24 protein-coding genes and 1 pseudogene are annotated in these 25190 nt (G+C 34.8%); 15 read left to right on the top strand and 10 right to left on the bottom strand.

The window, feature by feature from the left end:
• Positions 1 to 31: 31 nt before the first annotated feature.
• Both LACWKB10_RS03655 and LACWKB10_RS03650 read left to right on the top strand, forming a co-directional pair.
• Positions 32 to 739: a coenzyme F420-0:L-glutamate ligase gene (locus LACWKB10_RS03655; RefSeq protein ID WP_034978866.1), complete on the top strand. Its 708-nt coding sequence runs from the start codon at positions 32 to 34 to the stop codon at positions 737 to 739.
• 72 nt (positions 740 to 811) lie between these two features.
• Entirely contained in the window at positions 812 to 1801 is a 990-nt protein-coding gene (locus LACWKB10_RS03650; protein WP_034978864.1) for a D-2-hydroxyacid dehydrogenase, read from the top strand.
• Positions 1802 to 1893: 92 nt separating this feature from the next.
• Here the strand turns inward: LACWKB10_RS03650 and LACWKB10_RS03645 are convergent, their stop codons facing one another.
• On the bottom strand, positions 1894 to 2880 hold the full coding sequence (locus LACWKB10_RS03645; RefSeq protein WP_034978862.1) for a LacI family DNA-binding transcriptional regulator: 987 nt from the start codon (positions 2878 to 2880) through the stop codon (positions 1894 to 1896).
• Positions 2881 to 3060: 180 nt separating this feature from the next.
• Between LACWKB10_RS03645 and LACWKB10_RS03640 the strand changes: the two genes are divergently transcribed.
• The 5 genes and pseudogenes from LACWKB10_RS03640 (at position 3061) to LACWKB10_RS10380 (ending at position 7381) form a co-directional block, all read left to right on the top strand.
• Positions 3061 to 3717 (top strand): ribulose-phosphate 3-epimerase, encoded by a 657-nt coding sequence (locus tag LACWKB10_RS03640; protein ID WP_034978860.1) that lies wholly within the window; start codon positions 3061 to 3063, stop codon positions 3715 to 3717.
• A gap of 17 nt (positions 3718 to 3734) precedes the next feature.
• Positions 3735 to 4250, top strand: coding sequence for a ribose 5-phosphate isomerase B (gene rpiB, locus LACWKB10_RS03635; RefSeq protein ID WP_052060281.1), 516 nt, complete (start codon positions 3735 to 3737; stop codon positions 4248 to 4250).
• A 107-nt stretch (positions 4251 to 4357) separates the two neighbouring features.
• Entirely contained in the window at positions 4358 to 4720 is a 363-nt protein-coding gene (locus LACWKB10_RS09800) for a hypothetical protein (RefSeq protein WP_052060273.1), read from the top strand.
• A 27-nt stretch (positions 4721 to 4747) separates the two neighbouring features.
• Positions 4748 to 6121, top strand: a complete 1374-nt coding sequence (locus LACWKB10_RS03630; protein WP_052060272.1) for a glucose PTS transporter subunit IIA — start codon at positions 4748 to 4750, stop codon at positions 6119 to 6121.
• Between the two features lie 247 nt (positions 6122 to 6368).
• A pseudogene (locus LACWKB10_RS10380) lies at positions 6369 to 7381 on the top strand (alpha/beta hydrolase).
• An 83-nt stretch (positions 7382 to 7464) separates the two neighbouring features.
• Here LACWKB10_RS10380 and LACWKB10_RS03615 read toward each other — a convergent pair.
• Genes LACWKB10_RS03615 through LACWKB10_RS03595 form a run of 5 tightly spaced genes read right to left on the bottom strand, consistent with a single transcriptional unit; the run spans position 7465 to position 10928 of the window.
• Entirely contained in the window at positions 7465 to 8307 is an 843-nt protein-coding gene (locus tag LACWKB10_RS03615; RefSeq protein WP_034978857.1) for a PTS system mannose/fructose/sorbose family transporter subunit IID, read from the bottom strand.
• A complete protein-coding gene (locus tag LACWKB10_RS03610; RefSeq protein WP_052060270.1) occupies positions 8304 to 9122 on the bottom strand; it encodes a PTS sugar transporter subunit IIC in 819 nt (272 codons plus the stop codon). The genes LACWKB10_RS03615 and LACWKB10_RS03610 overlap by 4 nt, the downstream gene beginning before the upstream one ends.
• 1 nt (position 9123) lies before the next feature.
• Complete coding sequence (locus LACWKB10_RS03605) at positions 9124 to 9624, bottom strand: PTS sugar transporter subunit IIB (RefSeq protein ID WP_034978855.1); 501 nt, start codon at positions 9622 to 9624, stop codon at positions 9124 to 9126.
• Between the two features lie 17 nt (positions 9625 to 9641).
• Positions 9642 to 10061: a PTS sugar transporter subunit IIA gene (locus LACWKB10_RS03600; protein ID WP_034978853.1), complete on the bottom strand. Its 420-nt coding sequence runs from the start codon at positions 10059 to 10061 to the stop codon at positions 9642 to 9644.
• A gap of 3 nt (positions 10062 to 10064) precedes the next feature.
• Complete coding sequence (locus LACWKB10_RS03595) at positions 10065 to 10928, bottom strand: class II fructose-bisphosphate aldolase (RefSeq protein WP_034978851.1); 864 nt, start codon at positions 10926 to 10928, stop codon at positions 10065 to 10067.
• Positions 10929 to 11084: 156 nt separating this feature from the next.
• Between LACWKB10_RS03595 and LACWKB10_RS03590 the strand changes: the two genes are divergently transcribed.
• Positions 11085 to 11831 (top strand): DeoR/GlpR family DNA-binding transcription regulator, encoded by a 747-nt coding sequence (locus LACWKB10_RS03590; protein WP_034978849.1) that lies wholly within the window; start codon positions 11085 to 11087, stop codon positions 11829 to 11831.
• A gap of 171 nt (positions 11832 to 12002) precedes the next feature.
• Here LACWKB10_RS03590 and LACWKB10_RS03585 read toward each other — a convergent pair whose 3' ends face one another.
• The 4 genes from LACWKB10_RS03585 to LACWKB10_RS03570 all read right to left on the bottom strand — a co-directional run bounded on the left by LACWKB10_RS03585 (position 12003) and on the right by LACWKB10_RS03570 (position 16097).
• Positions 12003 to 12806: an ABC transporter ATP-binding protein gene (locus LACWKB10_RS03585; RefSeq protein WP_034978847.1), complete on the bottom strand. Its 804-nt coding sequence runs from the start codon at positions 12804 to 12806 to the stop codon at positions 12003 to 12005.
• Entirely contained in the window at positions 12784 to 13698 is a 915-nt protein-coding gene (locus LACWKB10_RS03580; RefSeq protein ID WP_369792483.1) for an ABC transporter permease, read from the bottom strand. The genes LACWKB10_RS03585 and LACWKB10_RS03580 overlap by 23 nt, the downstream gene beginning before the upstream one ends.
• Positions 13699 to 13731: 33 nt before the next feature.
• Positions 13732 to 14700 (bottom strand): ABC transporter substrate-binding protein, encoded by a 969-nt coding sequence (locus tag LACWKB10_RS03575; RefSeq protein ID WP_034978844.1) that lies wholly within the window; start codon positions 14698 to 14700, stop codon positions 13732 to 13734.
• Positions 14701 to 15173: 473 nt separating this feature from the next.
• Complete coding sequence (locus LACWKB10_RS03570) at positions 15174 to 16097, bottom strand: ABC transporter substrate binding protein (protein WP_369792482.1); 924 nt, start codon at positions 16095 to 16097, stop codon at positions 15174 to 15176.
• 504 nt (positions 16098 to 16601) lie between these two features.
• On the opposite strand from LACWKB10_RS03570, the gene LACWKB10_RS03565 reads away from it, so the two are divergent.
• The 7 genes from LACWKB10_RS03565 (at position 16602) to LACWKB10_RS03535 (ending at position 25147) form a co-directional block, all read left to right on the top strand.
• Positions 16602 to 19163 carry a sigma 54-interacting transcriptional regulator gene (locus LACWKB10_RS03565; RefSeq protein ID WP_034978840.1) on the top strand — a complete coding sequence of 854 codons (2562 nt, stop codon included), beginning with the start codon at positions 16602 to 16604 and terminating at the stop codon, positions 19161 to 19163.
• Positions 19164 to 19291: 128 nt separating this feature from the next.
• The gene (locus LACWKB10_RS03560) at positions 19292 to 19708 is read left to right on the top strand and encodes a PTS sugar transporter subunit IIA (protein ID WP_034978838.1); all 417 of its coding nucleotides are present in this window, start codon (positions 19292 to 19294) and stop codon (positions 19706 to 19708) included.
• 11 nt (positions 19709 to 19719) lie between these two features.
• The gene (locus tag LACWKB10_RS03555; RefSeq protein WP_034978837.1) at positions 19720 to 20217 is read left to right on the top strand and encodes a PTS sugar transporter subunit IIB; all 498 of its coding nucleotides are present in this window, start codon (positions 19720 to 19722) and stop codon (positions 20215 to 20217) included.
• Positions 20218 to 20227: 10 nt separating this feature from the next.
• The gene (locus tag LACWKB10_RS03550) at positions 20228 to 21058 is read left to right on the top strand and encodes a PTS sugar transporter subunit IIC (protein WP_034978835.1); all 831 of its coding nucleotides are present in this window, start codon (positions 20228 to 20230) and stop codon (positions 21056 to 21058) included.
• Positions 21055 to 21882 carry a PTS system mannose/fructose/sorbose family transporter subunit IID gene (locus LACWKB10_RS03545; RefSeq protein ID WP_034978833.1) on the top strand — a complete coding sequence of 276 codons (828 nt, stop codon included), beginning with the start codon at positions 21055 to 21057 and terminating at the stop codon, positions 21880 to 21882. Before LACWKB10_RS03550 ends, LACWKB10_RS03545 begins: the two co-directional genes overlap by 4 nt.
• A 1-nt stretch (position 21883) precedes the next feature.
• Entirely contained in the window at positions 21884 to 24031 is a 2148-nt protein-coding gene (locus tag LACWKB10_RS03540; protein WP_034978832.1) for a hypothetical protein, read from the top strand.
• Positions 24032 to 25147: a glycoside hydrolase family 172 protein gene (locus LACWKB10_RS03535; RefSeq protein ID WP_052060268.1), complete on the top strand. Its 1116-nt coding sequence runs from the start codon at positions 24032 to 24034 to the stop codon at positions 25145 to 25147.
• The last annotated feature ends 43 nt before the right edge of the window (positions 25148 to 25190 follow it).

Raw genomic sequence — 25190 nt, 5'->3', positions numbered from 1 at the left:
TTTTAATCAATTTAATAAGTTGGGAGAACCTATGGTTACAATTACTGGTTTGCGTGGCGTACCCATAATTTCTAAAGTTTGTGACTTGCCACAAATATTAATTAAAACAATCAAAAAGGAGCATTTTCGAATTGCTGATGGCGATATTATTTGTGTAGCTTCTAAAATTTGCTCGCTAGCAGAAGGCGATGTTATAGATCTAAACCAAGTTGTGCCGACTCCTTTGGCACAAAAAATTCAGCAGCGAATTCCCAGAAAAGATGAGCATTTAATTCAAGTAATTATCGACCAAACCGGTGATCCCACTGGTAGCAAGCTGGAAATAAGTGGAAATCATATTGGTGCATGGCTATCAAATGGATTGTTTTTAACTAGTGGCGGTGTTGACAAGGGTAAAAATAATACGGCGATAACTTTGCCCAAGAATTGTGATTTAACAGCTAAACGCATCAGCAATGCTTTTTGCCAAGAGTTAGGGGTAAAAACGAGTGTGATTATTACTGATAGTGACGGTAGGGCAGATAAAAAAGGTGCTAATCAGGTAGCAGTTGGCTTATACGGTTTAAATGGTCTGAGAGTAAATAAAGAGGCTGGTACAGCTGAGACGCTTTGTGATTTGCTGGCAGCTGCTGCGGGTTTAGTAATGGGACAACGTGGTATTAATATACCATTAGCCTGCATTCACGGTCTTGAATATGATAAAGATACGTCTTCTGGCATTAGAGATACCGTAAATTAGGATTAATAGGAACTTTCAAACTTAAAAATAAAAATTGTCAATTTTTTAAAGCAAGAATAGGAGAAAGAGTAAATGAAAATTATTTGTTATGGTGTAATTAAAATGGAAGAAAAAATTATTGAAAACTGGGCTCAAAAAAACCAAGTTGAAATAAAAATCGTCCACGATGACTTGTCTGCAGATAATGCTGGTTTAGCTCAAGGTTTTGACGGAGTGAGTTCTGAAGGCAATCTTCCAGTCGGCGCCAGTGTCTACGAAAAATTTAAGCAATTTGGCATTAAGCAATTATCCGTGCGGCAGGTTGGAGTTGATAACCAAGATTTAGCAGCCGCAAAAAAGAATGGCATTAAAATTACGAATGTTGCAGCGTATTCACCAAGGGCCATTGCCGAACTCGGTGTGACCGATGCAATGTACTTATTGCGTAAAATTGGGATTTATCAAGACAGAATGGCTCATGGGGATTTTACTTATGATAAAAGTACAATTAGTACTGAAATTTTTAATTGCACTGTCGGTATAATTGGTGCCGGTCATATTGGTGGAGCTAGTGCACACCTATACAGCGCACTAGGGGCTAAAGTTTTGGCTTATGACCCTGTTTATGACGCGTCTCTGGAGCCGTACCTCACTTATACTGACTTTGACACGATTCTTGCTAAATCCGATATTATTTCTTTACATACACCATTACTAGCAAGTACCGAAAACATGATTGACAAAACTGCTTTTGATAAAATGAAGAAAAAGCCCATTCTGATTAACGTAGCTCGTGGGGGCTTAGTTGACACACAAGCTTTAATTGCGGCCCTTAAAAATGGGCAAATTTCTGCTGCAGCCTTGGATACTTTAGCCGATGAAACAGATTTTTATGATAAAAAGAATATGCTGAATTCACTACCGGAAGATTATAAAGAACTACAAGCAATGCCACAGGTATTAATTACTCCGCATATTGCTTTCTTCACGAAACTAGCTGTTAAAAACAGTATTGAAATTGCTTTGAACGATGCTAAAACAATTATTTCCGGAGGAGAAGTAAATAGCGTAGTTAACTTGTAAATAGATAGTGAAAATATTTTGGCCGCAAATGGTCGTTATAACAATAAAATGAAACAGCATCTTTAAACAAAAATAGCTAAGTTTTTACTTAGCTATTTTGTGGTTTCTCTGATTATTAATTTAGTTGGAATTAAAAATTGACTTCCTTTTTCATTTTGCTTATTGATGGCATGCATCATGCTGGTAACAGCTGTTTGTGCAATTTTTCTGGTATTTTGCTGAATGGTTGTTAACTTTGGTGTAACTATGTTAGCTGCAGGTACATCATCGAAACCAACAACTTGAATCTGTTGAGGAACTTGGTAACCAAGATTTTTAAGATATTTGAGTAATTCCATTGCAATACCGTCATCGACAGCGAATAAACTGTCAGTTTTGGGATTTTTTCGCAAAAATTTGACGAATGAAGATTGACTTTGTAACTTCAGTTCGTGGCGTGACTTGGCAAATTTAAGAGAATGATTTTTCAAACTTTCCTTAAAACCGTCAATTCTAGATTTAATTGAGCTACTAACTTTTTTGACTACGACTACAGGAGATTTTGCTCCTTTTTGAAATAAATAATTAGTTGCATCCAGGGCGCCCTGATAGTGATTAGAGGAAATAAAAACTGTATTATGAAAATTTTCTGGTTCGCGGTCAATACAAATGTAGGGAATTTCTTTTAGAGAACTTTGAAATTTAAAACCGTGTTGATAAGATCCGGAAATTACAATAATGCCATCAACCTTTTTGTTTTCAAGCATACGTAAGTATGCTTTTTCTTTTTGTTCATTTTTATCAGTATTACAAATAATGGTGGAATAGTTTTTGTTAAACAGCAACTCTTCAATTTTTTGAACCAAATCGGCAAAGAATGGATTTTTAATGTCTGGAACAAGGATTCCAATGGTGAATGTAATATTCGTACGCAAACTACGGGCATTGTTATCGATTTTATAGCCAGTTTGCTTAATAACGTCTAAAACCCTTTGCCTGGTTTTTTCAGAAAACCTGCCATTATTATTAATTACCCGTGAAACTGTTGCAGTTGAAACATTACATAATTTTGCAATGTCTTTAATTGAATATTGCTTCATTACCTACTCCTTCATTTATTGCCTAATTATATCATTAAAATAAAAATTTAAGTTCTTTTATAGTTAAACGATTGCTCTATTTATCATGTACTATTTAGAAAAACGTTTACAAAATAAAAATTAAGTGTAATAATATCAGTGTGTTGTGTGAGTAAACGATTACTCAAAAAGGAGGAGAAAATGTCTTTAATACTAAGTCCGTCAATGATGTGCGCAGATTTTAGTAATTTAAAACAAGAAGTTGAAAAGCTGAATAACGCTGGAGTCGATATGTATCACATGGATGTAATGGATGGTAGATATGTTCCGAATTTTGCATTAGGACCAGAAGATTATCAAACAATCCGTTCCTTGACGAAAAAACCTATGGATGCTCATTTGATGATTGAAAATCCCCGTTCTTACATTAAATTCTTTAGTGATTTGGGAGCAGACATTATTTATTTTTGTCCAGATGCTGAAAAACAACCTGCGAGGACGATTGATGATATTCACGCTTTGGGTAAAAAAGCTGGAATTGCAGTAAATACGGGAACGTCTTTCACTACAGTTCAAGAACTTTTACCTAACGCAGACTATGTTTTAGTAATGACTGTTCATCCAGGATTTGCTGGACAGCCATTTCAAGATTTTGTAATGCCAAAGCTGCAGCAGTTTGTCGCGGCAAAAGAAAAGTATAAATATGTTTTAGGAATTGACGGAGCAGTTTCACGAGAAAAAATTAATCAACTGCATAGAAAAGGCGTTGATAATTTTATTCTCGGAACTTCAGCACTATTTAACAAGTCAGTTTCTTATCAGGAAACAATTGCTCAAATCAGAAAGGAAAATCAGTAAAAATGGTTGCAAAGAAAATAAAAATAGCTTTTGGATCAGATCATGTCGGCTTGGAACTGAAACCGACAATTATGGAATATGTTAAAAGTTTAGGTTATGAAGTTTATGATTTTGGGACAAAGAGTAATGAGCGAACTGATTACCCTATTTACGGTCAAAAGGTTGGTAAAGCCGTTGCTAATGGGGATTATGATCTGGGAATCGTAATTTGTGGCACTGGTGTAGGCATTTCATTAGCAGCAAACAAGGTAAAAGGTATTCGTGCCTGCGTATGCAGTGACTGCTATTCAGCTAAGCTCTCGCGAATGCATAACAATACAAATGTATTAGCTTTCGGCTCTCGCGTAGTTGGTCCAGAGTTAGCCAAGATGATCGTCAAAAATTGGTTAGAAGCCAAATATATTGGCGGTCGTCATGAAAGAAGGGTAGAAGAATTAGCAGCAATTGAAAGTGATAATGAACAAAAGTTTGATGAATTGGAGCACTCTAAAGAATTTGATGGCAAAGAACAATTTGAGGACCAATCATTGTAAGGGATAGGTGAAAAAAATGTCCGAAAATCTTGGCAAAAAAATCTTATCGTTAGTTGGGGGGGCAGGATAATATTTCAAATATCACCCACTGTGCTACACGACTTAGGATGCGCTTAGCAAATAATGAAATAGCTCATAAAAATAAAACAAAAACTGAATCTTTAGATGGAGTCATTAGCGTTGTAGAAAAAGCTGGCCAGTTTCAAGTTGTTATTGGGCCAGCGGTACCTCAGATTTATGATCAGTTAATTGAAAACATGGATTTAACAAGCAGCGAAAATGAGCATACAGCTAAAGAAGAGAATACCAACTGGTTTCTAAAATTAATGGATGTTATTGGAGGGATTTTTACCCCATTACTACCGTTATTTGCTGGGTCAGGTGTTTTTAGAGGGTTAGTTTTACTTGCAACACAATTAAACTGGTTATCTACATCTTCTTCTACTTATCATATTTTGACAGTAGCATAGACGGCCGTCTTTTATTTCTTACCGATAATGCTTGCAGTTACAGCTGCTGAAAAGTTTAAGTGTGACAAATTTGTGGCTGCAGCCATTATGGGTGCTTTAATAATGCCTGAGTTTATGAAACTAATGGGTAGTACAGGCAATGGTACAATTGTCCACTTCTTCGGTATACCTTTAGTATTAATGACTTATACTTCAACAGTTGTGCCAGCTATCTTGGCAACTTGGTGTCTATCATACTTGGAAAAATGGCTAAGAAGTTGGATACCAACTAATTTACAGTTATTATTTGTTCCACTAATATCTTTATTTGTTATGGTGCCGTTAACTGCAGGAGTTTTTGGACCGTTTGGCGTATACGTAGGAGAAGGGATTTCAAATGTTATTAATTGGTTAATGAACCTTAACGGATGGGTTGCAGGAGCCCTGATAGGTGGCGTGTGGAATATTTTTGTTATATTCGGCTTACAGTGGGCAGTTAACCCAGTAATGATTAATAATATTAGCAGCTTAGGTTATGACTATATTGTGCCATTAACATGTGCGGCCAACTTTGGTATGGCAGGAGCAACACTTGGTACTTTTGTCAGAACAAAAGACAAAAAAATAAAGGCTTATTCTATCTCAGCGCTTTTATCAATTTTCTTTGCCGGCATTACAGAACCAGCGATATACGGTATTGGAATCCGTTATAAAAGGCCTTTAGTTGGAGCTGTTGCAGGAGGAGCAGTTGGCGGTGCGATTATTGGTGGAATGAAAGCTAAAGCATTTGCGTTTGTGTTTGGTGGTTTAACTACTTTACCAGCTTTCGTAGGTAAAACTTTTATTCCTTATTGTTTAGGATTACTAGCCTGCTTTGTTGTCGGCTGTGTTGTCACAATGGTTTTAGGTATTGACGAGAATAGTACAGAACAAAAGACATCTAATATGAATTCTGCTCAATCTGTCTCAAATGAAAGTATTTTGAATCCAATTTCTGGAGAAGTTGAAGACTTAACCCAGGCTCATGATCCAGCATTTGCTGATGGTTCAATGGGTGACGGCTTTGTTATTGAGCCTAGTTCAGGAGATGTTTATGCACCATTTGATGGTGAAGTTACTATGCTATTTAATACTAAACATGCAATTGGCTTAACTTCAGACAATGGCGTACAAGTAATGATCCATATTGGAATTGATACAGTTAAACTAAATGGCGAATATTTTGAAAGTTTTGTCAAACAAGGAGATAAGATTAAGCAAGGTCAAAAGCTATTACATTTTGATTTAAACGAAATTAAAAAAGCAGGTTATGATTGCTCTACTGTTGTCATTGTTATGAATACAAAAGATTATCAAAGCGTTGAACTACTGAATGCAGGGAAAAATGATCATGGCAGTGCCACTTTGAAGGTTCAAGTTTAGCTTTTATAATTTCTATTATAAGAAAAATATTAATTAATAGACTAATAAATTACAGTTTTGTTAACTTAATTTATTAGTCTTTTTTCTGAAATAAAAAGTTTTTTCACAAAGTAAATTGTTTTGATAGGATGTAAAATAACCATTTTTATTTTATGTCACTGCTCTATATGAAATGTTTTTGCTAAATGCTAGTATATTATTAAAGTAACAAACATAATATTTACTTAAGCAAATCTTGGAGGATATCATGATTATCAGAAATTCAGCATACGGTGAAGAATGGGGGTTATTAGACCCTAAAGTCTTGGAAAGAACTAAAAATAAGCCTCTTCTTTCTGACGAAGAAGCTATAGCTCCAATTGATTTAAGCAGTATCGACTTCCAAAATGCAAGAGATAGGATGGGTTCGCCAAATAAAGATTTAGCTAGTTCATCAATTATTAATAAAAGTATTTTAATTAAATGTGAAAATAGATATATACCTGCTATAGTTTGCAGGTCTGCTAGTAAAATTCCCACACGTAATGCTTGTTTATATTTGCATGGTGGTGGCTTTATCGGTGGTAATAGTTCAACATTGCTAAATCAGTGCCGTTTAATTGCGGAGAAAGCAGATTGCACTGTTATTTCTCTTGATTATCGTTTAGCTCCAGAAACTCCCTTTCCAGGGCTTTGCATGATTCTTATGAAACAGTGCAATGGATTGTTAATCATCAAAAATATTTAGGTTTTAAAAACTCACAAATCTGTGTTGCAGGTGACAGTGCAGGCGGAAATTTAGCTGTTGGATGTGGATTGCTTGACAAAAATGGTTATATTAAGCAAGTAATTTCAATTTATGGAGCTTTAGATCTGCAGAAAGTTTTCCAAACAATTTATCATTGGGATTATTCTTTATATGAAATGAATAAAGAGCAAACAAACTTCATTCATACTAGACTAAATAAAATAATGTATATTGCTAATTTAATGAGACCACTTTATCTTGGCCAAAACCTAGTTTCTGATCCATTGGTTAGTCCAGTTTATGCAAATGATTTTAAAAATATGCCAACTGTTACATTAATTGAAGCAGAATTTGACTACTTTTTACCTAGCAATAGATATTTTGCTAATTTGCTAAAAAATAAAGGTTTTAAATGTCAAGAAATTTTATACAAAGGCCTTGATCATGGCTTTTTTGATCGTTTAGGCTATTTAAAACAAACGGAAGAAGTCTGTGTAGACATTGCTAGCATTATTAAAGGTGAAAAATTGTAAAGTACCGTTTAAGTTAGCAGAAACAAAAAATAGCAAGATTTTCAATTTAGAAAATTTTGCTATTTTTATTAATTCTTCTGGCCTTAAGCTATGCCTAATGCACTTATCAAAATGCAAAAAACAATTAAGCCCAAGATGACAACTGTAAAGTTGACGTGTTTCTTTGCTATCAACCAGTAGCAACCTAAAGTTATCAGCAAAGGAACTAAACCTTTAAGAAGTGAATCCAGAATATTTTGAACGTTGATTACTTGACCTCCGCCAACATGAAAAACTAATTTAGTCTTAAACTGGACTAGGCTGCTCGTCATGCCGCCAAGCATTATTAAACCTAAAGTTCTGGCCGCTTTTGTGAAAATTGTTAATAAACCAGATGAATACATTTCAGTGATATATTCAGAACCTACTGTAAATCCTAGTTTAGTCATTTCCCAGCGGCACCATTGAGCAGGAATATTGTAGATCAATAGGAAGACGAAGGGTGCTAAAACATTGCCTTGCATTCCAAATGTCATTGCGACTCCAGCGGCAATAACTCTTAAAATACCCCAAAATAGTGTGTCACCAATTCCAGACATTGGTCCCATTAAACTGGCTTTGACGGCACTAATTGAAGAAACATCATAATCTTCGTGTTGGGAAGCCTGCTTCTCCATTGATGCAACTAACCCTTGGCAAAAGGTTCCCACATATTGAGTGATATTATAGAAAACAATATGTCTTTTGAGAGCTTGCCGCTTTTCTTCTGAACCATTTTTGTAATAATGATCTATAAAAGGTAATATTGAATATTCAAATCCTGAGCCATATTCATTCGCATATTGTAAGGGAGCACCAATAGTTAATGATCTGAGATACAGCTTGCGGAGTAATTTTTTATCAGTTGGTGAAATTTTAGTGTTTTTAGTTATAGATTCTTGTGTCATGATAGAAAGTCCTCTTCTTCTTGCTGACTGGCTGACTCATTATTGTTTGCAGTAGTTTTTTTGTGTTTAAGGTCAAAAATATCTTTATCATAAAAGGCGAAGACTACAGCAAATACTAAACCAATTATTCCGACAACCAGTAAAGGCAGTTTTACATATTCGACTAGAATAAAGCCAAGGAAATACCATACTGCAAGTTTCTTTTCCCAGACCATGCTTAAAAGCATTGCAAAGCCAGCAGCTGGGAGCAGACCGCCTGTTAAACCCAGACCATTTTCAACAAAGGAAGGTAAAGCTTTAATAAAAGCAGCAACAGGTTTTACACCAATGACGACGGTTATGAATACTGCAATAAAGAAAACCAATGATCTGGCAAACCATACGCCATAATGAAGCCAAACTAACTTCTTTTCGTTAGCTTTGTCTGCTGCGTCAGTCCAGGAATCTTGAAATAATGAAAATAAAACATAGGTTCCAACTTCAAGCAGGCCGCCTAATAATCCCATTGGAATTGCCAAAGCAACGGCAGCTTTTGTGTCCCCACCACCAATAATGGCATATGCAACTGCCAGTACAGTTGCTACAGAAGGATTTAGAGAAACAGCGCCTCCTACATTTACAGCTCCAATAAATGTTGCTTCAAGCATCGCGCCTAAAACAATTCCTGTCTGTAAATCACCTAAAAGCAGACCAACTAAAGGTCCTACGACAATGGGTTGATCGGCCATGTTCTGACCTAACAACCAGTCACCACCGTAGCAAATAAATTCGGCTAAGCCACAAAGAAATGCAGCTAAAATTATATTATTCGACATATTATTGCTCCTTTAATAAATTAGAGAATTTGTCTGCCTTGTCCGTTGGTATAACTTGATGAACAACATTTGTTCCAGATTTTAACAGTTTTACAGCCGCTTCTTTATCGTCTGCGGTTAGTAAAATTGAACCAGTAATCTCTGTTTTCTGGCTTTTATCTATTCCATCAAAGCGACCAACGTTAGCAATATTAATTCTTTCGATTTGCTGACCATTCAGGCCGGTAAAGATTCTTTCCGCATCTTTTACCTGGTTAACAACCACAAACATCGGAATATTTTGGGCCTTAGGATTTTGAAAAAGTTTTATTGCTCCACTAACATCTCTTACAAGAACTTTGGCGGTACCTTGCACAGACATTTTTAATGCACTCTGCTGCATTTCATTTTTACTTGCTGCATCGTTAGCTACTACGATATGAGAAGTTCCTAAATGTCCAGGCCAAGTAAGTGCCACTTGTCCATGAATTAAACGGTCATCAACTCGCAATTCTTTAATCATAATTCATTACTTCCTCATCAACTTAAAAAATCACTGTCAGTTTCATTATTGTTTGTTTTAATTGGCTCAATAATCTGCAATTGTTTTCTGGCTTCTTCAACCAGATTACTGCACTTTTCTTTAGTTAAAGGTTGCGTTTCAAGGACTAGTGATAAAACTAAGGGCAGATTAACTCCTGTAATTAAGATAAAGTGATATTTTTCGAGCATCAAAGTCATTTTTTGATTAACACTACCACCATAGATATCGGTCAATACTATCAGCTGTTTTTCTTTATCTTGATTTGAAATAATTTCTTCTGCTTTTTTAGTCCAATCGCTCTCATCTACATATGCGTCAATAAATTTAACATTAGTAGTCAAACCACTGAGAAATTTAGTGCTATTATATAAGCCTTCTGCAAGGGTACTATGAGTAATAATTAGGAAACTATTCATAACTTATGCCTTGTTAGCTGAGCCGAAAACTTCAATTTTATTTTTAATGTCTTCTTTTACTAATTCCATAATTTTTAAATCAGCGTCATATAAGAAAACTTGTTGTTCTTTTTTGCTATCAAGATATTCTCTTAAGCCATTAGTGACATTAAATGACATCACGGAATAATAATTAATTTTGCTTATGCCATTTTTAATAGAATTCTTGTATTCTTCATCTGTTAATCCAGAACCTCCATGAACAACTAATGGAACAGGAACTGCTTCAGCAATTTCATGTAGTCTATCAAAATTTAATACAGGTTTTTCCCGATAAATGCCATGAACCGTACCATAAGAAATAGCCATTGCGTCTATTCTGGTTTCTTCATAAAATTGTTTTGCTTCACTTACAGTAGTGTAATTGTCAGTCAAATTATTATAGTCGGGCTTTCCTTTACCGGCATCTGTTGTCATAACACCAATTTCACCTTCTACGCTTGCACCTAACGCTTGGGCAAAATCTACAATCTCTTTTGTTTTACTAATATTTTCAGCAAGAGGTTTTTTTGAAAAATCGAGCATTACAGAACTAAAACCCATTCTTAATGCCTTAATACAGGTTTGCATATCAGTACCATGATCAAGGTGAACAACAACCGGAATGCTTGAATTCTCAGCTAAATCTAAAGCTAATTTGCCACCTTCTCTTAAAGGCAAATAAGGAAAATGTGATTCAGCAATTTGCAGCACAACAGGTGATTTCTCTTCTTCAGCAGCGGCAATAATTCCTCGAGCCGTATTCATGTCCGCATAATTAAATGCACCTATTGCATATCCTTCTTTTTTTGCTTTTGGTAAAATATCATTTAAAGTTACTAAAGTCATTTTTTAACCTCCATTTTGTATTCGCTTACAAGGTTAATATTAAAGTGTTAAATAGCTTTTTCAATAGATGGTAGCTTTATTGAAAAAACGTCAAATATTTGGTGATTAATTTCCAAGTTTTGACACTTTTTAGTCATTTTGATCTGGAGGTTTATAATGAAAGATAGACAAAAATTATTATTAACAATATTAAAGGACAAAAACTTTTTGACGATTAGTGACCTTGCGAAACATATGCATTACAGTGCCAGTACTATTAGACGAGATTTAAAAGAACTTGAAAATAATGGACTCGTACAAAGAATTCATGGTGGTGCACTGGTTTTAAAACCAAATGAGATTGAAACTCCGACAACAATTAAGCAGCACCTTAATTTAAATGAAAAAAAATATATTGCTGCATTAGCTTCAGGGTATGTTGAAAACAGACAAAATATTTTTTTAGATAGCAGTAGCACGGCGAATATATTAGCTAAAAATCTTGCTGCTTTTAGCGACTTAAACATTTCAACTACTAATTTAGAAACTGCAATCTATTTAAATTTGCATACGCAAAATAAAATTAATGTAATTGGGGGGAGGATGATTGATACGTATTCCAGTAGTATGATTACTGCCAGAAATTTACGTGATTATGTTTTTGATATTTCTTTTATGTCATGTAGAGGATTTAGTTTGGAGTATGGTGTTACTGATAAGGTTGAATCCGAATCTAGTCTAAAGCATACTTTAATTGAATGCAGCAAAAAATTGGTTTTATTGATTGATAGTAATAAAATGGGTCTTATTTTTCCATATAGAGATTGTAAATTAAGTCAGATTTATGCTGTTGTAACAGATAAAAAGCCTGCTAAAAAATACAGTAAGTTGTTTGAAAAGAATAATGTTGAGGTAGTTTACTAATCTAAAATATCAATTTGTAATACTTGGTTTAGGAGACATAAACAAAAAAGCCTGCTGTTGATTTTCAATCATTAGCGGGCTTTCTTATTTTCACAATAAAACTCAATTTTCCTTTTTGATACGAAATTGCTTTAAAAAACAGTGAATATGTTTTTTAAAGTAATATTTCCTTTATGCCAGTAAAATAGCATCGTCTTCAAGCCCAGAACCAACGTGCTTTTGGAATAGTTCCATCAGTTTAGGCACCGTCAAGTTTTGTTTATCTTCACCGGCCAAGTCAATTGCCACACGACCTTGATGCAACATAATCAATCGATTACCATATTGTATAGCATCTTCCATGTTGTGGGTAACCATAAAAGCTGTTAAATGCTGTTCGGATATTAACTTTTCAGTTAATTGCATGACTGTAATCGAGGTTTGCGGATCAAGAGCCGCAGTATGTTCATCTAGTAAAATCAAGTCTGGCCTCTGCAAAGTCGCCATTAGAAGCGTAATGGCTTGTCTTTGACCACCAGAAAGAAGTCCAATTTCAGTTTCCAGACGATTTTCCAAATTTAAGTTAAGTTGTGCCAACTGTTTTTTGAAAAATTTTCTATCTTGTTTTTTAACGCCGGGGCGAAAACCGCGTCGTTGGCCTCGTTTCATGGCTAAAGCCAAATTTTCTTCAACTGTTAATCTGACCGCTGTTCCCATTTTAGGATCTTGAAATACACGACTAATATTTTTGGCTCGTTTAGTAATAGGCATTTTTGTAATATCAGTACCTTTTAAAATAATCTGACCCTCTTGAATAGGCAGCGTACCAGCAATACTATTGAGCAGGGTAGACTTACCGGCTCCGTTACTACCAATGATAGTCACAAAATCCCCGGCTTCTAAATTAAGGTCAATTCCGCGTAAAACCCGGTTTTCATTGACAGTTCCTTGTTCAAAAGTTTGATGCAAATTTTTAATTTTTAGTACTTCTGGCATTTTGCTTTCCTCCTTTAAGATTGTGTGGTAAGTGGAAATTCGGCAAAGTTAAGCACACAACTAAAACTAAAGCTGAAGCTAATTTTGCATCAGATGGTTCTACATTCATCTGGAATACCAGGGCTAAAATCAGCCTATAAATGATGGCACCTACAACTAAAGTAAGTAAACGACCACCAATTGGCAGATTCCTGATAAGTACTTCTGCAATAATAATTGAAGCCAACCCGATAACAAGAGTACCAACACCAGAGTTAAGATCGGCAAAGCCGTTATTTTGTGCTAAAAGTCCACCTGACAGGGCAATGCAGCCGTTAGAAATCATATAGCCTAAAATTTTCATTCCTTGAGTTTTGATACCATTTGCGGCACTCATTTGAGGATTGTCGCCTGTAGCTCTCATAGCCAGGCCAATTTCAGTTTTGAAAAAAACAACTAATAATAGTATAACCAAAAGTGCAATTATCAATCCCATCGCAATTACTGCATTGTTACGACTTAATCCCCAATTTTGCGCAATTGTAAAAACCGTATCTTTGCCCAGCAATGAAACATTAGCAGCGTTTTGCATTACTCTGGAAGTAATGGAGTACAAGCCAGTCATTGTAATAATTCCTGCTAGTAAGGAAGGAATACGCAATTTGGTGTTCAAAATACCAGTAACTAAGCCAGCAATCAAACCACCAACAAAGGCGGCAATAGTTGCTAAAATAGGATTAATTCCCTTAATAATGCACATCGTTGCAATGGCTCCCCCTAATGGAAAGCTGCCTTCAGCTGTCATGTCGGCTAGATCTAATATCCGAAAAGTTAAGTAAACACCGATTGCCATTAATGACCAAAGTAATCCTTGAGAAGTAGATGAAAGTAATAACTCCCAAAATGTATTCAACATAACTATTGATTCACGCTGCCTTTCTTTAATTTACTTAGGTGCTTTAATTGAAGCAGGATCAATTCCAAGTGCCTTTGCCATTTTCTTGTTAACCACCAATTTCAAATCAGTTGCCCTTTCAACAGGCATATCTTTAGGTTTAGCTTTACCGTCTAAAATCTTAGCAGCCATTTTGCCGGTTTGTTTACCAAGCGCCTCATAATCTATTCCGATTGAAGCCAAGCCTCCAGTTTTAACCTGGTCAGTTGAACCGGCTACTAGAGGGATTTTCTTTTCCTTAACAACTTTACCAATAATTGAGGAAGCAGAAGCAAATGTGTTGTCTGTTGGTACGTAAATTCCTTGTACTTTTCCAGCTAAAGTTTCAGTGACTTGCTGGACATCATTAGTAGTGTTGGCTGTCTTAATTAAAACTTTAACACCGGCTTTTTTAAGTGCTTTGACAGCTAGATCCGCTTGAATTTTAGAATTGGCCTCACCGGCATTGTACATGATGCCAATTGTTTTAGCTTTAGGCACTATTGATAATAACAATTTTATTTGTTTATCAATTGAAACCATGTCAGTAGTTCCAGTAACATTTCTGCCAGGTTTTGCATCTGAATTTACTAATTTAGCAGCTTTTAGATCAGTCACTGCAGTTACTACAATAGGAATATCTTGGGTTGCATTTGCTACGCTTTGCGCTGCCGGTGTAGCAATTCCTAAAATTAAATCTGATTTTTCATTAACTAGTTTTTCACTCATACTTTTCAGATTGTCTTGGCTATTTTGGGCATTTTGATAATCAATTTTTAGATTCTTGCCCTTAACGTAGCCATTTTCTTTCAAGCCTTCTTTGAAACCTTTGTTAGCCTCATCTAATGAGGGATGCTGTACCACTTGCAATATACCCACATGTTTGACAGTTGCTGTACTTCCTGATTTCTTGTTGCTGCAGCCACTAAGCAGCAACAGACTAGTTAAAGCCATTCCCATAATAATTTTCTTGATTCGCATTTTCGTTCCTCCGTAATCCTGCTGACCGTAAAAAATATCCACTTATTTCTAAGTGGATATACAAGAATTATTAGTAATAATCATTTGTGATTAGCCACTTAGAAGCCATGTGGCTAACCGCAATTAAAGGACTTTAGCCATCATAGATAAATTCAAAACTTGAGTCTGGTTTGAATTCATCTAGATGAACCCAAACCTTATCTAAAATAGCTAAAGTAATAACGGTTATTCAGTTGTGAGACTCGTATTAGATTACATTTCATAAAACTTTACCTCCAACCTTAATGAGAAGATTATAAAAAATAAAGAAGAAAAAGTCAAGAAATAATAAATTTAGCTTGTAAAAATAATAATATTTATGATCACTTAAAGCGAGACAAAATAAAAAGGTCACCCGTTTGAAATAAGCAGAAAAGCTTTGCGCTTTTGCTATTTATTTCACTTTTCAGTGGCCTTTTTATATCAACTTAAAATTATTTAGGTGCTTTGATTGATTTAGGATCAATTCCCAGTGCTTTTGCCATGCTCTTGTTAACAACTAATTTCATATCATGTGCTTTTTCAACCGGCATGTTAGCTGGCTTAGCTTTTCCAGATAAGATTTTTGCAGCCATTTTGCCCGTTTGTTCTCCTAATAGTTCGTAATCAATTCCGATTGAGGCCAAACCACCTGTTCTAACTTGATCAACGGAACTTGCTACCAGGGGAACTTTCTTTTCTTTGACTACTTTTCCAACTACAGAAGCAGCTGAATCGAAAGTATTATCGGTAGGAACAAAAATACCGTCAACTTTAGACGCAAGCGTTTCAGTTACTTGCTGGACATCATTAGTTGTATTTGCGGTTTTAATCAAAACTTTCACTCCTGCTTTTTTCAGTGCAGCCGTAGCTAAATCGGCCTGTATTTTAGAGTTTGATTCACCAGCGTTGTACATGATACCGATAGTTTTAGCCTTCGGAACAATTGACAGGAGCAGTTTGATCTGGCGTTTAATTGAAACCATATCTGTTGTTCCCGTAATGTTTCTGCCAGGTTTAGCATCTGAATCAACTAACTTAGCCGCTTTCAAGTCAGTTACAGCAGTAACAACAGTTGGTATTTTTTGGGTCGCATTAGCAACGCTCTGTGCAGCCGGAGTGGCAATACCCAAAATCAAATCTGATTTTTCATTAACCAGTTTTTCACTCATACTTTTCAGATTGTCTTGATTGTTTTGCGCATTCTGATAATCAATCTTGAGATTTTTGCCCTCAACAAAACCTTCTTCTTTTAGTCCCTTTTTAAAACCTTTGTATGCCTTATCTAAAGAGGGGTGCTGCACTACTTGCAACACACCGACATGTTTAACCTCAGGTGCCTTGCTGGCTTTTTTGCTGCTGCACCCTCCCAGTGCCATTAATCCGACAATACTAATTCCTGTGATCAATTTCTTAAAATGCATTTTCTGCCTCCATAAAAATACCCACTTATTTCTAAGCGGGTACACAAAAATTTTTATTGCCAAAAACGATTGAATGTGGTCAGCCACTTAGAAAGCTATGTGGCTAACCAAACTAAAAGAGTCTTAGCCATCATAGATAAATTCAAACTTGTGTTTAGTTTGAATCCACCTAGATGAACCCAAACTCTTATCTATAGTAGCTAAGATAATAACGATTATTTAGTTGAATTTCTTTTTGACTAAATTGAATCATTACCCTTACCTCCAACTTCAATAACCGAATTATAAAAAAATAAGAAATTAAAGTCAAGGCTTAATTTAATTTTATTGTTAATGTTAAAAATGGATGGCTAAAGATAAACTCTTTAAAATCTAATTTATATGGTAGTGATGATAAATAGAAAGCGCTCTGATTAATGGTTATAATACAGATAATGAAAGTAGGGGTAGTTAAAAGAAATGAGTATAGCTAAAGAGCGTGTATTAAAAGAAATTGAATTATTACCAGATGGTACAACAATTGACACGAAGGGTCTCGCCCAAAGGTTAAGTTTATCTAGATCAGTAGTTAGTCATTATCTTAACCAATTAGTTAAAGACAAGAAAATACAAAAAATTGCTGAACGACCGGTTAAGTGGTCTAAAGTTGAGGCTAAAAATCCAATTAAACATGCGTCTTTTGAGAGTGTAATTGGTAGTGACGGTTCACTGAAAAAAGCAATTGAACAGTTAAGTGCTGCAGCAGCTTATCCTCCTGATGGATTAAATGTTTTAATTACAGGTAAGTCAGGAGTAGGAAAAAGCTTTTTAGCTCGTAAATTATATTCTTATTCTAAAGAAATTGGTGTTATTGCTACTAAAGCACCTTATATAGTTTTAAATTGTGCTAATTATGCCAACAATCCTGAACTTATTTCCAGTATGCTTTTTGGCTATGTTCAAGGTGCATTTACTGGCGCCGATACTGCTAAAGATGGTTTGCTGAAAGAGGCAAATGGCGGTTATTTATTTTTGGATGAAGTGCATCGTCTCAGTAGTGAAAATCAAGAAAAGCTTTTTAGTTTTATTGACTCCGGGCAATTTTATAAAATGGGAGATAATGTACATCCGCAAAAGTCAAAAGTCAGACTGATTATGGCAACGACTGAAACGCCTGAAAATGTTCTTTTAACAACCTTTTTACGACGGATTCCCGTCAGAATAAATTTACCTGATTATATTGATCGACCCGTTGACGAACGATTGGAGCTAATTAATACATTATTTATGAGTGAAGCTCATAAAATTAATAAAAAAATTTTTGTAGATAAAGATGTGGTATCAACACTTTTACAACTAAATCATACTGGAAATATTGGATATCTTAAAAATACCATTAAAGTTTCATGTGCTGCAGCCTATCACGATTGTTATAACAGCACTACAATTACTCTTAAATTAAAAAATCTAGAACTGGAAACTTTACCTGAATTTAAAGATTATGGAGAAATAATTGTTGATCCTGATAAAAAGAAATCTTTTATACCCCAGATTAGTTTGGAACAAAAATTAACTGATATTACTGATTCTCTAAAAATTCTTGAAGATAATTATACTGATGAAAACTTGAATACATGTCGGTTAAGAGTGCAGGCAGTTAATAAATTTATTAATAAAGAGTCATTAAAATCTGGTTTACATGTTCAACACCAATACCTTTTTAAAAATATCATTGTCAAACAATATGGTTTAAATAAAACTGATTATTTAGAACCGATTATTTATTTGTTATATGTGCGTCACTTTAAACCCAATTGTGATATCTCTAAGCTGAAAGAAGTAATAACGAATTATTTGCCTCGTTCATTTCATGTAGCCAGCAAATTTTATGAAAAATTACCTGTTTTAGATTCTGAAAGTCATAAAAGCATAGCTTTAATCCTTGCATTGCTGTTAAGTGACCATGTGGATGAAAATATTCAGTTACGTGGTTTAATGGTAGCTCATGGTGAAAATACAGCCACCAGTATTCAGGCAGTTATTAACTATCTTTGTGGTAACTATATTTTTGATGCAATCGATATGCCAATTGATGCTGATATAACTACTGTGATTAAGGAGGCTAACAAGTTAATTAGTAGCTTTAACACCAACAATGGCTTCATCTTAATGATAGATATGGGTTCATTGAGCCAGCTTTATAATCAAATTAATGCCCAATTGGATGGCGATTTGCTGGTAGTTAATAATTTGACAACTTTAACTGCCTTAGACTTAGCACTTAAAATGAAACAAAATTTGCCTTTCAAGCAAATAGCGGAAAAAGCAGAAAAAGATTACAGCATTGATGTTAAGTATTATGAGGGCTTTTCCCAGTCAATGAATATTTTGGTTTCATGTATTTCTGGATTAGGAATAGCTGAAAAAATCAGTGATATCATGCGACAATATTTACCTGTAGGGATAAAGGTAATACCAATTGGTTATAATTCTTTAAAAGAAAAAATTGCTAGTAAGAAATGGTCGTATTTCAAGCAAACGCTTTTTGTATTAACTACAATTGATATCACAGAAAAAGTTGAGTTTAACCATATGAATCTATATGACATATTAGATTCCCGTGGTGAAAATAAACTCAAGAAGTGGCTCTCTCCTTATCTGACTCCAGGGCAATTGGAAAGCTTCAATAATCAATTGTTGCGTTTCTTTTCAAAGGAAGGAATTTCAGAAAGGCTTAGTTTTTTAAATCCAGATGTAGTACTTGGAGAAGTGGAAACTATTAATAGGAAATACGAAGACTATTATAATTTAAAATTAGATGGTAAAGTCAAATTGAATCTGTACATGCACATAGCGCTTATGATTGAACGCACAATGATGCGCAACACTTCAGAAGTTCCTGTTAAACCGAAGTCAGAAAAAGAAAGGAACTTTTACAAAATTACCAAAAGTATATTTCAACCTATTGAAATCAAATATAATATTAAAGTTTCTACATACGAGATGTCCCTTTTATATGAATTGTTTAAACAGTTTATTTAAAAGAGTTTAAAATTTTACTAAGAAGTGTTTATTGGCTTAAACACTTCTTTTTTTATGCTTTTAAACAGCACTTGGCATTATATTTGCTAAACACTAGTGAAATGGTAAATAACTAAAGGAGTGACAAGATGACAGATATATTGATTGCAAGTCATGGGCATTTTGCCAGTGGCTTAAAAAGCTCTATTGAAATCTTAACGGGTATGAGCAAGAAAATTAAAGTTATCGATGCCTATGTTGATAAATCAGACTATATAAAACAAATAGATGATTTTATTGCAAAGTCTAAACGACCAGCTGTAATTTTTACAGATTTAAAAGGGGGCAGTGTAAATCAAAAAGTAGTCTTAAGAGTTGCTAAGGAAAAAGATATATTTGTAGTTACTCAAACTAATCTTGCAGTTGTATTAGCAGTGATTTTAGATACCGAAAAGCTAACTAAACAACATCTACAGGATTTGATAAATCAAAGTCAAGTAGAATTGTTCCAAATTGACGATGATAACAATAGTTTGGCAAATCAAGAAGAAGAATTTTTTAAATAAGGAGAAAAAAGATGATTGCGGCATTAAGAGTAGATGAAAGACTGATTCACGGTCAGATTTCAATGTCATGGAGTAAAGCGTTAAAACTGCAGGGAATTGTGGTAGCTAACGATAAAGCGGCATCAGATGATATGCAAAAAATGATGCTCAAAATGGCAGCGCCGTCAGATATTAAGACGATCATTTCATCAGTAGACAATGCAATTAAGCTGCTTAATGATGAGCGTTCTCATAACATGCGTTTACTAGTCATTACTACCACTGTCAAGGATGCCCTTACTATTGCAGACAATGTCAATGAAAAACCGGAGCAGGTCAACATTGGTAATGCCGGTAAGATGGATGCAAAGGGTGATGAAGTCACTCTCACAAAGGAAGTACGGCTGTCACCAGAAGAGATTGAATATTTAAAGAAATTAGTAGCAGAATATCCTGATACTTATTTCCAAGGTACACCAAATATGGAAAAACATATGGGTAAAGATCTTTTAAAGAAACTAGAAAAATAGGAGGTAAAAAATGTTTTATGATGCTTTAATGACTGCTATTGCGGTTTTTGTAGGCACTGCAGGACATGAATTTTTTGGAAATGCCATGCTTAGCAGACCCATTGTAGTAGCGCCTTTACTGGGATTTTTATTAGGTGATATACACACAGGACTACTAGTAGGAGCTTCAGTTGAAACTATTTTTATGGGTGTCGTCAATATTGGTATTTCAAGCACCGCAGAGCCGGCATTAGCTGCGGCTTTGGCTACAGTGTTTACAATTCAGTCTGGAAATATGGGCGCTAATATTACACTAGCATTTCCACTAGCAGTATTAGGCTTACAGTTTTTAAACATGATTCTTTCGTTTGTAATCGGGCCTTTTGCTCCTTTATTCGCTAAATTTGCAAGAAAAGGCGAAGATAAAAAAATGGTAGCACTACACTATGGCTTATGGTTCTTACACTATGGTTTATATTCGCTGATCCCGTTTTTTGCTGTTCTTTTTGGTTCAAAGGCAGTGCAATTTGCTCTGCAGGCAATTCCAAAGTCAATTATGAATGGCCTAACAGTTGCAGGTAATTTATTACCAGCAGTCGGAATGGCAATGTTACTACTACTGTTATGGGACAACAAGCTGGCACAATATTACTTTTTAGGAGTCGTATTAATGGCTTACTTAAAATTGCCATTAATGGCTATTGCGGTCATTGCAGCTATTGTAGCTGTAGCTATTGCTGAACGTGATATGAGTGAAATAAAACTTTCTAAAAATAAGGGAGTTACTAGTTCTGTATCTGATTCAGATCAAAAGGATGAGAAAAAATCATTTAGTCAAGAAGAGGAGGACTTTTTCGCATGAAATTAACACAAGGTTTGTCTAAAGATGAAAAGAAAATGATTCGCAGTATGTTCTGGCGGTCCTCAACCATGTACATATCTGTTAACCCAGTTTTAATGGGTGGTGGCGGTTTCTGCTACTCACTAATGCCTTTCATTAATAAATATTATAAAAATGATGAAGCTGGCAGACGTAAAGCTTTGGAACGTGAAACTTCTTACTTTAGTACTACTGTACCAATGTCTACCTTTGTTATGGGTATTGCCGCTTCAATGGAAAAGGAAAACAGTAAAGAACCTGATTTCAATGCTGATTCAATTAATGCTGTTAAGACCAGCTTGATGGGACCTTTAGCTGGTATTGGCGACTCTTTATTTTGGGGAGTTTGGCGTGCAGTTTGTGCTGCTTTGGCTATTAATTTTGCTAAAAATGGCAATTTCCTCGCACCAATTATATTTTTAGTCATGTTTAATATACCTAACTACATTATTCGTTATTATGGCGGTTTCTTGGGCTATTCTTTAGGTTCAAGTTATGTTAAAAAACTTTATGAAAATGGATTAATGAATGTATTGACCAAGGCTGCAAGCATTCTAGGACTTGTAATGGTCGGTGCTATGACTGTGCAAATGGTAATTTTTAAAACTACGATTAAATGGACAATGGGTGGCAAAACGATAATGGATGTCCAATCGGTCCTTGATCAAATATTTAAAGGTTTGTTACCTGTGGCAATTACTTTAGTATGTTACAAACTTTTAAAAGACAAGAAAATCGGTGTAATCAGCCTAATTTTTGCAATTGTTGTGCTATCGATTTTGGCGTCATTAATCGGAATAGTCTAATATGAATCCTTTAATTAAAAAAATTGTCGAAGAAGCTTGGCAAACACCAGAAAACAATTTTTATAACATTACTTCCTTGAAAAACAAAGAAACAAGCACTAATAAAGACAGTTATTATGGACATTTACTTCCTGACAAGGACTTTTCAATTGATATTAGTAATCAAAAAATGCTTGCTAGCTTAGATGAAAAAGGCACTATAAAAAATATCAGCTTTTTTAGAGACTCGTATTTTACTGAAGATAAACCTGGCACTTGGGTCTCTAATAGCTTTGTTCAAGAAGAGAATATTACTTCTGAAATTGAATTTAATAACCAAAGATTTTCTTTGGCAGAGGGAACTCATACAATAAGATATGATCTTATGCATAATTTGTTTCCTAGGTATATTCATAATTTTGGCAGTTTTAAAGTTTTACAACTATTCTTACCAATCTATTTAGAGTCAGGTGCTTCTGTTAGTGGACTAATTGAAGTTTGTGCTTTGACAGGTAATGATAAAGCACATTTAATTTTCCCCAGATGTTTTAATCAAAAATTTTCCGATCGTCATAATGTAGAATTTAATTACTGTGCAGGGAAACGTACTATGCATCAAGGTATTGGTTGGGTATTTATAACTGATCCCAATGCCACATTTAATGTATCTAAAAAAGCAATGGAAAATATTATTGTTACTTCCTACGATCATATTGCGCAAAAGTATGGGCAATTGGAAATACCTGAAAAGCCACAATTGGCAGCACTAATTATTAGAAAAGCAGATAGTGCCTTAAATAGTATTTCTTGCGCTACTGATAATAAAGTTGTTGGTGCAAATTGGGGCTCAAGTCCAGTAATTAATCGTACCTGGTTGCGGGATATGTATTATGCCAGCTTGCCAACCATTTATTTTGATCACCGATTGGCTAAAAGAATTATTTTGTGGTTTTCACAATATGAAATTAAACCACAAGGTGACAAATTTGTTGGAGGGATTGAGCATTCAGTGGTAAATTCATTGAATTGTGCAAACCTGTTGTCATTTTATTTGGCACAAACAAATGATTTTGAATTTATTAGAAATAATCCTCAAGTGTGGCAACATGTTTTATATGTCGTTAACTACTTAATTGCTCATTTAGATCAAAAATACGGATTGATAAAATCACAGTGGATTTCTGATGGTTTGGCTTTAGGAGAATTTCATACTGGCACTCAAATAACTCTATGGTCGGCTATAAATAGTATCAGTAATATTTATAATAAAATTTTGAACCAACCAAAAGAGGCAAAGTATTATAAAGAAGTTGCTGATAAATTGAAGAAGAATATTGATGAATATTGCTTAGTTGAAAATAAACAAGGTAGAAAAAAATATCTTGAAGGTATAAATACAAGCAATCACAAACTAAGTGTAGATTCCAAGCAATATGAAACAGGACTGTTAAAGCAGGGACTGGACTTTCTAACCAGAGTAAATCACCACGGGCAAATTACTTTAGAATTCCATGATGGTGAAGAATCCGATACAACACTTGCACCATTTTATGGATTTTGTAACGTAATTAATAAAAATTATCTTTCTACTATGAAATTTGCTGGAAGTAAGCAAAATCCTAGTTATAGTTCATTAAGCAAAGGAATTTCATGGGGAAATCAATCAGAAGCAACTTTTCCCGGATACATTACTTTGCTAATGGGTACAGTTGATAATAGTAATGAATTTGATAAGAGACTAACTTTGCTTAATAAGCTTGCAGATTTAGATGGCAGCTGGTGGTGGTGGCCATACGAGGTTGGTCAAAGTCAGGAAGAGGTTAGTCGCTTTAATCATTGTGGTAAATGTGGTTGGAGCGATGGAACTTTTAGTGCTTTAATGATAAAAAATATATTGGGTATTCAGTTTGATGCACCAGAAAATAAATTATGGTTAAGACCACTGAAAATTACTCCTGATTTTACTTGGCAGCAATTCCCATTAGCTCAAGGATTGAAAGTAAACCTAAATTATCAAAAAAACGAAATGGAGAAAAAAATCACAGTATCTTTAACTGGATCTCTAAAGAAAGAAATAGAGGTTATTTTTCAGCCACAGAATTGTGACCATTTAATAAAGAAGAGTTTAAACACTAATAATAGTGTTCAACTTGAAGAAAGGAACGTTTAAATGTTTAGCAGTTTGACAGAGTATAATTCCTTTGCTACCAGAGCCATAACACCGGAGAATCCAACAGGAGCCAAAGGGAAAGCAGCTATGACGGCAAGCGAGCTGGGACCAAGTCGTAAGGGCAAAGCCAGCATTACTTTACCTATAAATGAAGAAATAACCATTGCCGATATTAATGGTTCTGGTGAAATAAAACATATGTGGTTTACTATTCGTGATCATACTGAACAAGGCAGTTTTATTATGCGTAATACAATTTTACGAATCTATTGGGATAATGAAACAGTTCCAGCTGTGAATTGCCCTTTGGGAGACTTCTTTTGCAATGGATTTGGGGAACGTTATGATGTTAATTCTGCACCAATTGTTGTTGCTCCCACTGGTGGCATGAACTCATATTTTGAAATGCCTTTTAAAAAACATGCACGTATAACTATCACAAACTTGTTCAAACAGGATATTAGATCATTTTTCTATACTATTAATTATGAACTGCATGATCAAGTTGATGAAGCTCATAAATTATATTTTCATGCATACTGGAATAGGGAGAGACAAACCCAAATTCAACAAGACTATGCATTGTTGCCTGAGATCTCTGATCATGGCTACTATGTTGGAACTTTCATTGCATTAACTGCTTTGGAACGATACTGGTGGGGTGAAGGAGAATTTAAATTTTATCTTGATGGAGACCATAAATACCCTACAATTACTTCTACAGGGATGGAAGATTACTTTGGTGGAGCGTGGGCTTTTCACAAGTATAATGAAGATGGTACAACATATCCTGCTACTTTTTGTACACCGTACCTTGGATTCCCTTACCATAGTAATGTAGACCATTCACGAGAACACTTCAGTACTGGTAAACCGAATTCACCTCATGCTTTTGGTAATGATGGTTTGCCGCAGAATGCTTTATACCGCTGGCATTTAGTAGATCCTATTTCTTTTGATGACGATATTCATGTTACTCTGCAACAAATTGGTAACGATGATGTGGGATTATTTGAAAGAAGTGATGACTTATCTTCAGTAGCTTATTGGTATGGTGCTAATCCAAATGGAATAACAAATAGTCTACCTGCAAGAGAAAATTTACGTCCACGATAGAAAGTTTTTTCCTATAAATATAATTTGGTATAATTGTATTTAA

Source organism: Lactobacillus sp. wkB10, from assembly GCF_000760615.1.
Lineage (GTDB): Bacteria > Bacillota > Bacilli > Lactobacillales > Lactobacillaceae > Lactobacillus > Lactobacillus huangpiensis.
The sequence above is the reverse complement of the archived record's forward strand: the minus strand, read 5'-3'. Positions and strand labels throughout refer to the sequence as shown.

What these genes read in the sequence shown, in the direction of transcription:
- LACWKB10_RS03545 (WP_034978833.1), top strand. Translation starts at nt 21,055, where the DNA reads ATGAAATTAACACAAGGTTTGTCTAAAGATGAAAAGAAAATGATTCGC.
- LACWKB10_RS03550 (WP_034978835.1), top strand. Translation starts at nt 20,228, where the DNA reads ATGTTTTATGATGCTTTAATGACTGCTATTGCGGTTTTTGTAGGCACT.
- LACWKB10_RS03575 (WP_034978844.1), bottom strand. Translation starts at nt 14,700, where the DNA reads ATGCGAATCAAGAAAATTATTATGGGAATGGCTTTAACTAGTCTGTTG.
- LACWKB10_RS03540 (WP_034978832.1), top strand. Translation starts at nt 21,884, where the DNA reads ATGAATCCTTTAATTAAAAAAATTGTCGAAGAAGCTTGGCAAACACCA.
- LACWKB10_RS03655 (WP_034978866.1), top strand. Translation starts at nt 32, where the DNA reads ATGGTTACAATTACTGGTTTGCGTGGCGTACCCATAATTTCTAAAGTT.
- LACWKB10_RS03610 (WP_052060270.1), bottom strand. Translation starts at nt 9,122, where the DNA reads ATGTCGAATAATATAATTTTAGCTGCATTTCTTTGTGGCTTAGCCGAA.
- LACWKB10_RS03595 (WP_034978851.1), bottom strand. Translation starts at nt 10,928, where the DNA reads ATGACTTTAGTAACTTTAAATGATATTTTACCAAAAGCAAAAAAAGAA.
- LACWKB10_RS03565 (WP_034978840.1), top strand. Translation starts at nt 16,602, where the DNA reads ATGAGTATAGCTAAAGAGCGTGTATTAAAAGAAATTGAATTATTACCA.
- LACWKB10_RS03585 (WP_034978847.1), bottom strand. Translation starts at nt 12,806, where the DNA reads ATGCCAGAAGTACTAAAAATTAAAAATTTGCATCAAACTTTTGAACAA.
- LACWKB10_RS09800 (WP_052060273.1), top strand. Translation starts at nt 4,358, where the DNA reads ATGCGCTTAGCAAATAATGAAATAGCTCATAAAAATAAAACAAAAACT.
- LACWKB10_RS03600 (WP_034978853.1), bottom strand. Translation starts at nt 10,061, where the DNA reads ATGAATAGTTTCCTAATTATTACTCATAGTACCCTTGCAGAAGGCTTA.
- LACWKB10_RS03590 (WP_034978849.1), top strand. Translation starts at nt 11,085, where the DNA reads ATGAAAGATAGACAAAAATTATTATTAACAATATTAAAGGACAAAAAC.
- LACWKB10_RS03650 (WP_034978864.1), top strand. Translation starts at nt 812, where the DNA reads ATGAAAATTATTTGTTATGGTGTAATTAAAATGGAAGAAAAAATTATT.
- LACWKB10_RS03630 (WP_052060272.1), top strand. Translation starts at nt 4,748, where the DNA reads ATGCTTGCAGTTACAGCTGCTGAAAAGTTTAAGTGTGACAAATTTGTG.
- LACWKB10_RS03555 (WP_034978837.1), top strand. Translation starts at nt 19,720, where the DNA reads ATGATTGCGGCATTAAGAGTAGATGAAAGACTGATTCACGGTCAGATT.
- LACWKB10_RS03615 (WP_034978857.1), bottom strand. Translation starts at nt 8,307, where the DNA reads ATGACACAAGAATCTATAACTAAAAACACTAAAATTTCACCAACTGAT.
- LACWKB10_RS03645 (WP_034978862.1), bottom strand. Translation starts at nt 2,880, where the DNA reads ATGAAGCAATATTCAATTAAAGACATTGCAAAATTATGTAATGTTTCA.
- LACWKB10_RS03640 (WP_034978860.1), top strand. Translation starts at nt 3,061, where the DNA reads ATGTCTTTAATACTAAGTCCGTCAATGATGTGCGCAGATTTTAGTAAT.
- LACWKB10_RS03570 (WP_369792482.1), bottom strand. Translation starts at nt 16,097, where the DNA reads ATGGCACTGGGAGGGTGCAGCAGCAAAAAAGCCAGCAAGGCACCTGAG.
- LACWKB10_RS03535 (WP_052060268.1), top strand. Translation starts at nt 24,032, where the DNA reads ATGTTTAGCAGTTTGACAGAGTATAATTCCTTTGCTACCAGAGCCATA.
- LACWKB10_RS03560 (WP_034978838.1), top strand. Translation starts at nt 19,292, where the DNA reads ATGACAGATATATTGATTGCAAGTCATGGGCATTTTGCCAGTGGCTTA.
- LACWKB10_RS03605 (WP_034978855.1), bottom strand. Translation starts at nt 9,624, where the DNA reads ATGATTAAAGAATTGCGAGTTGATGACCGTTTAATTCATGGACAAGTG.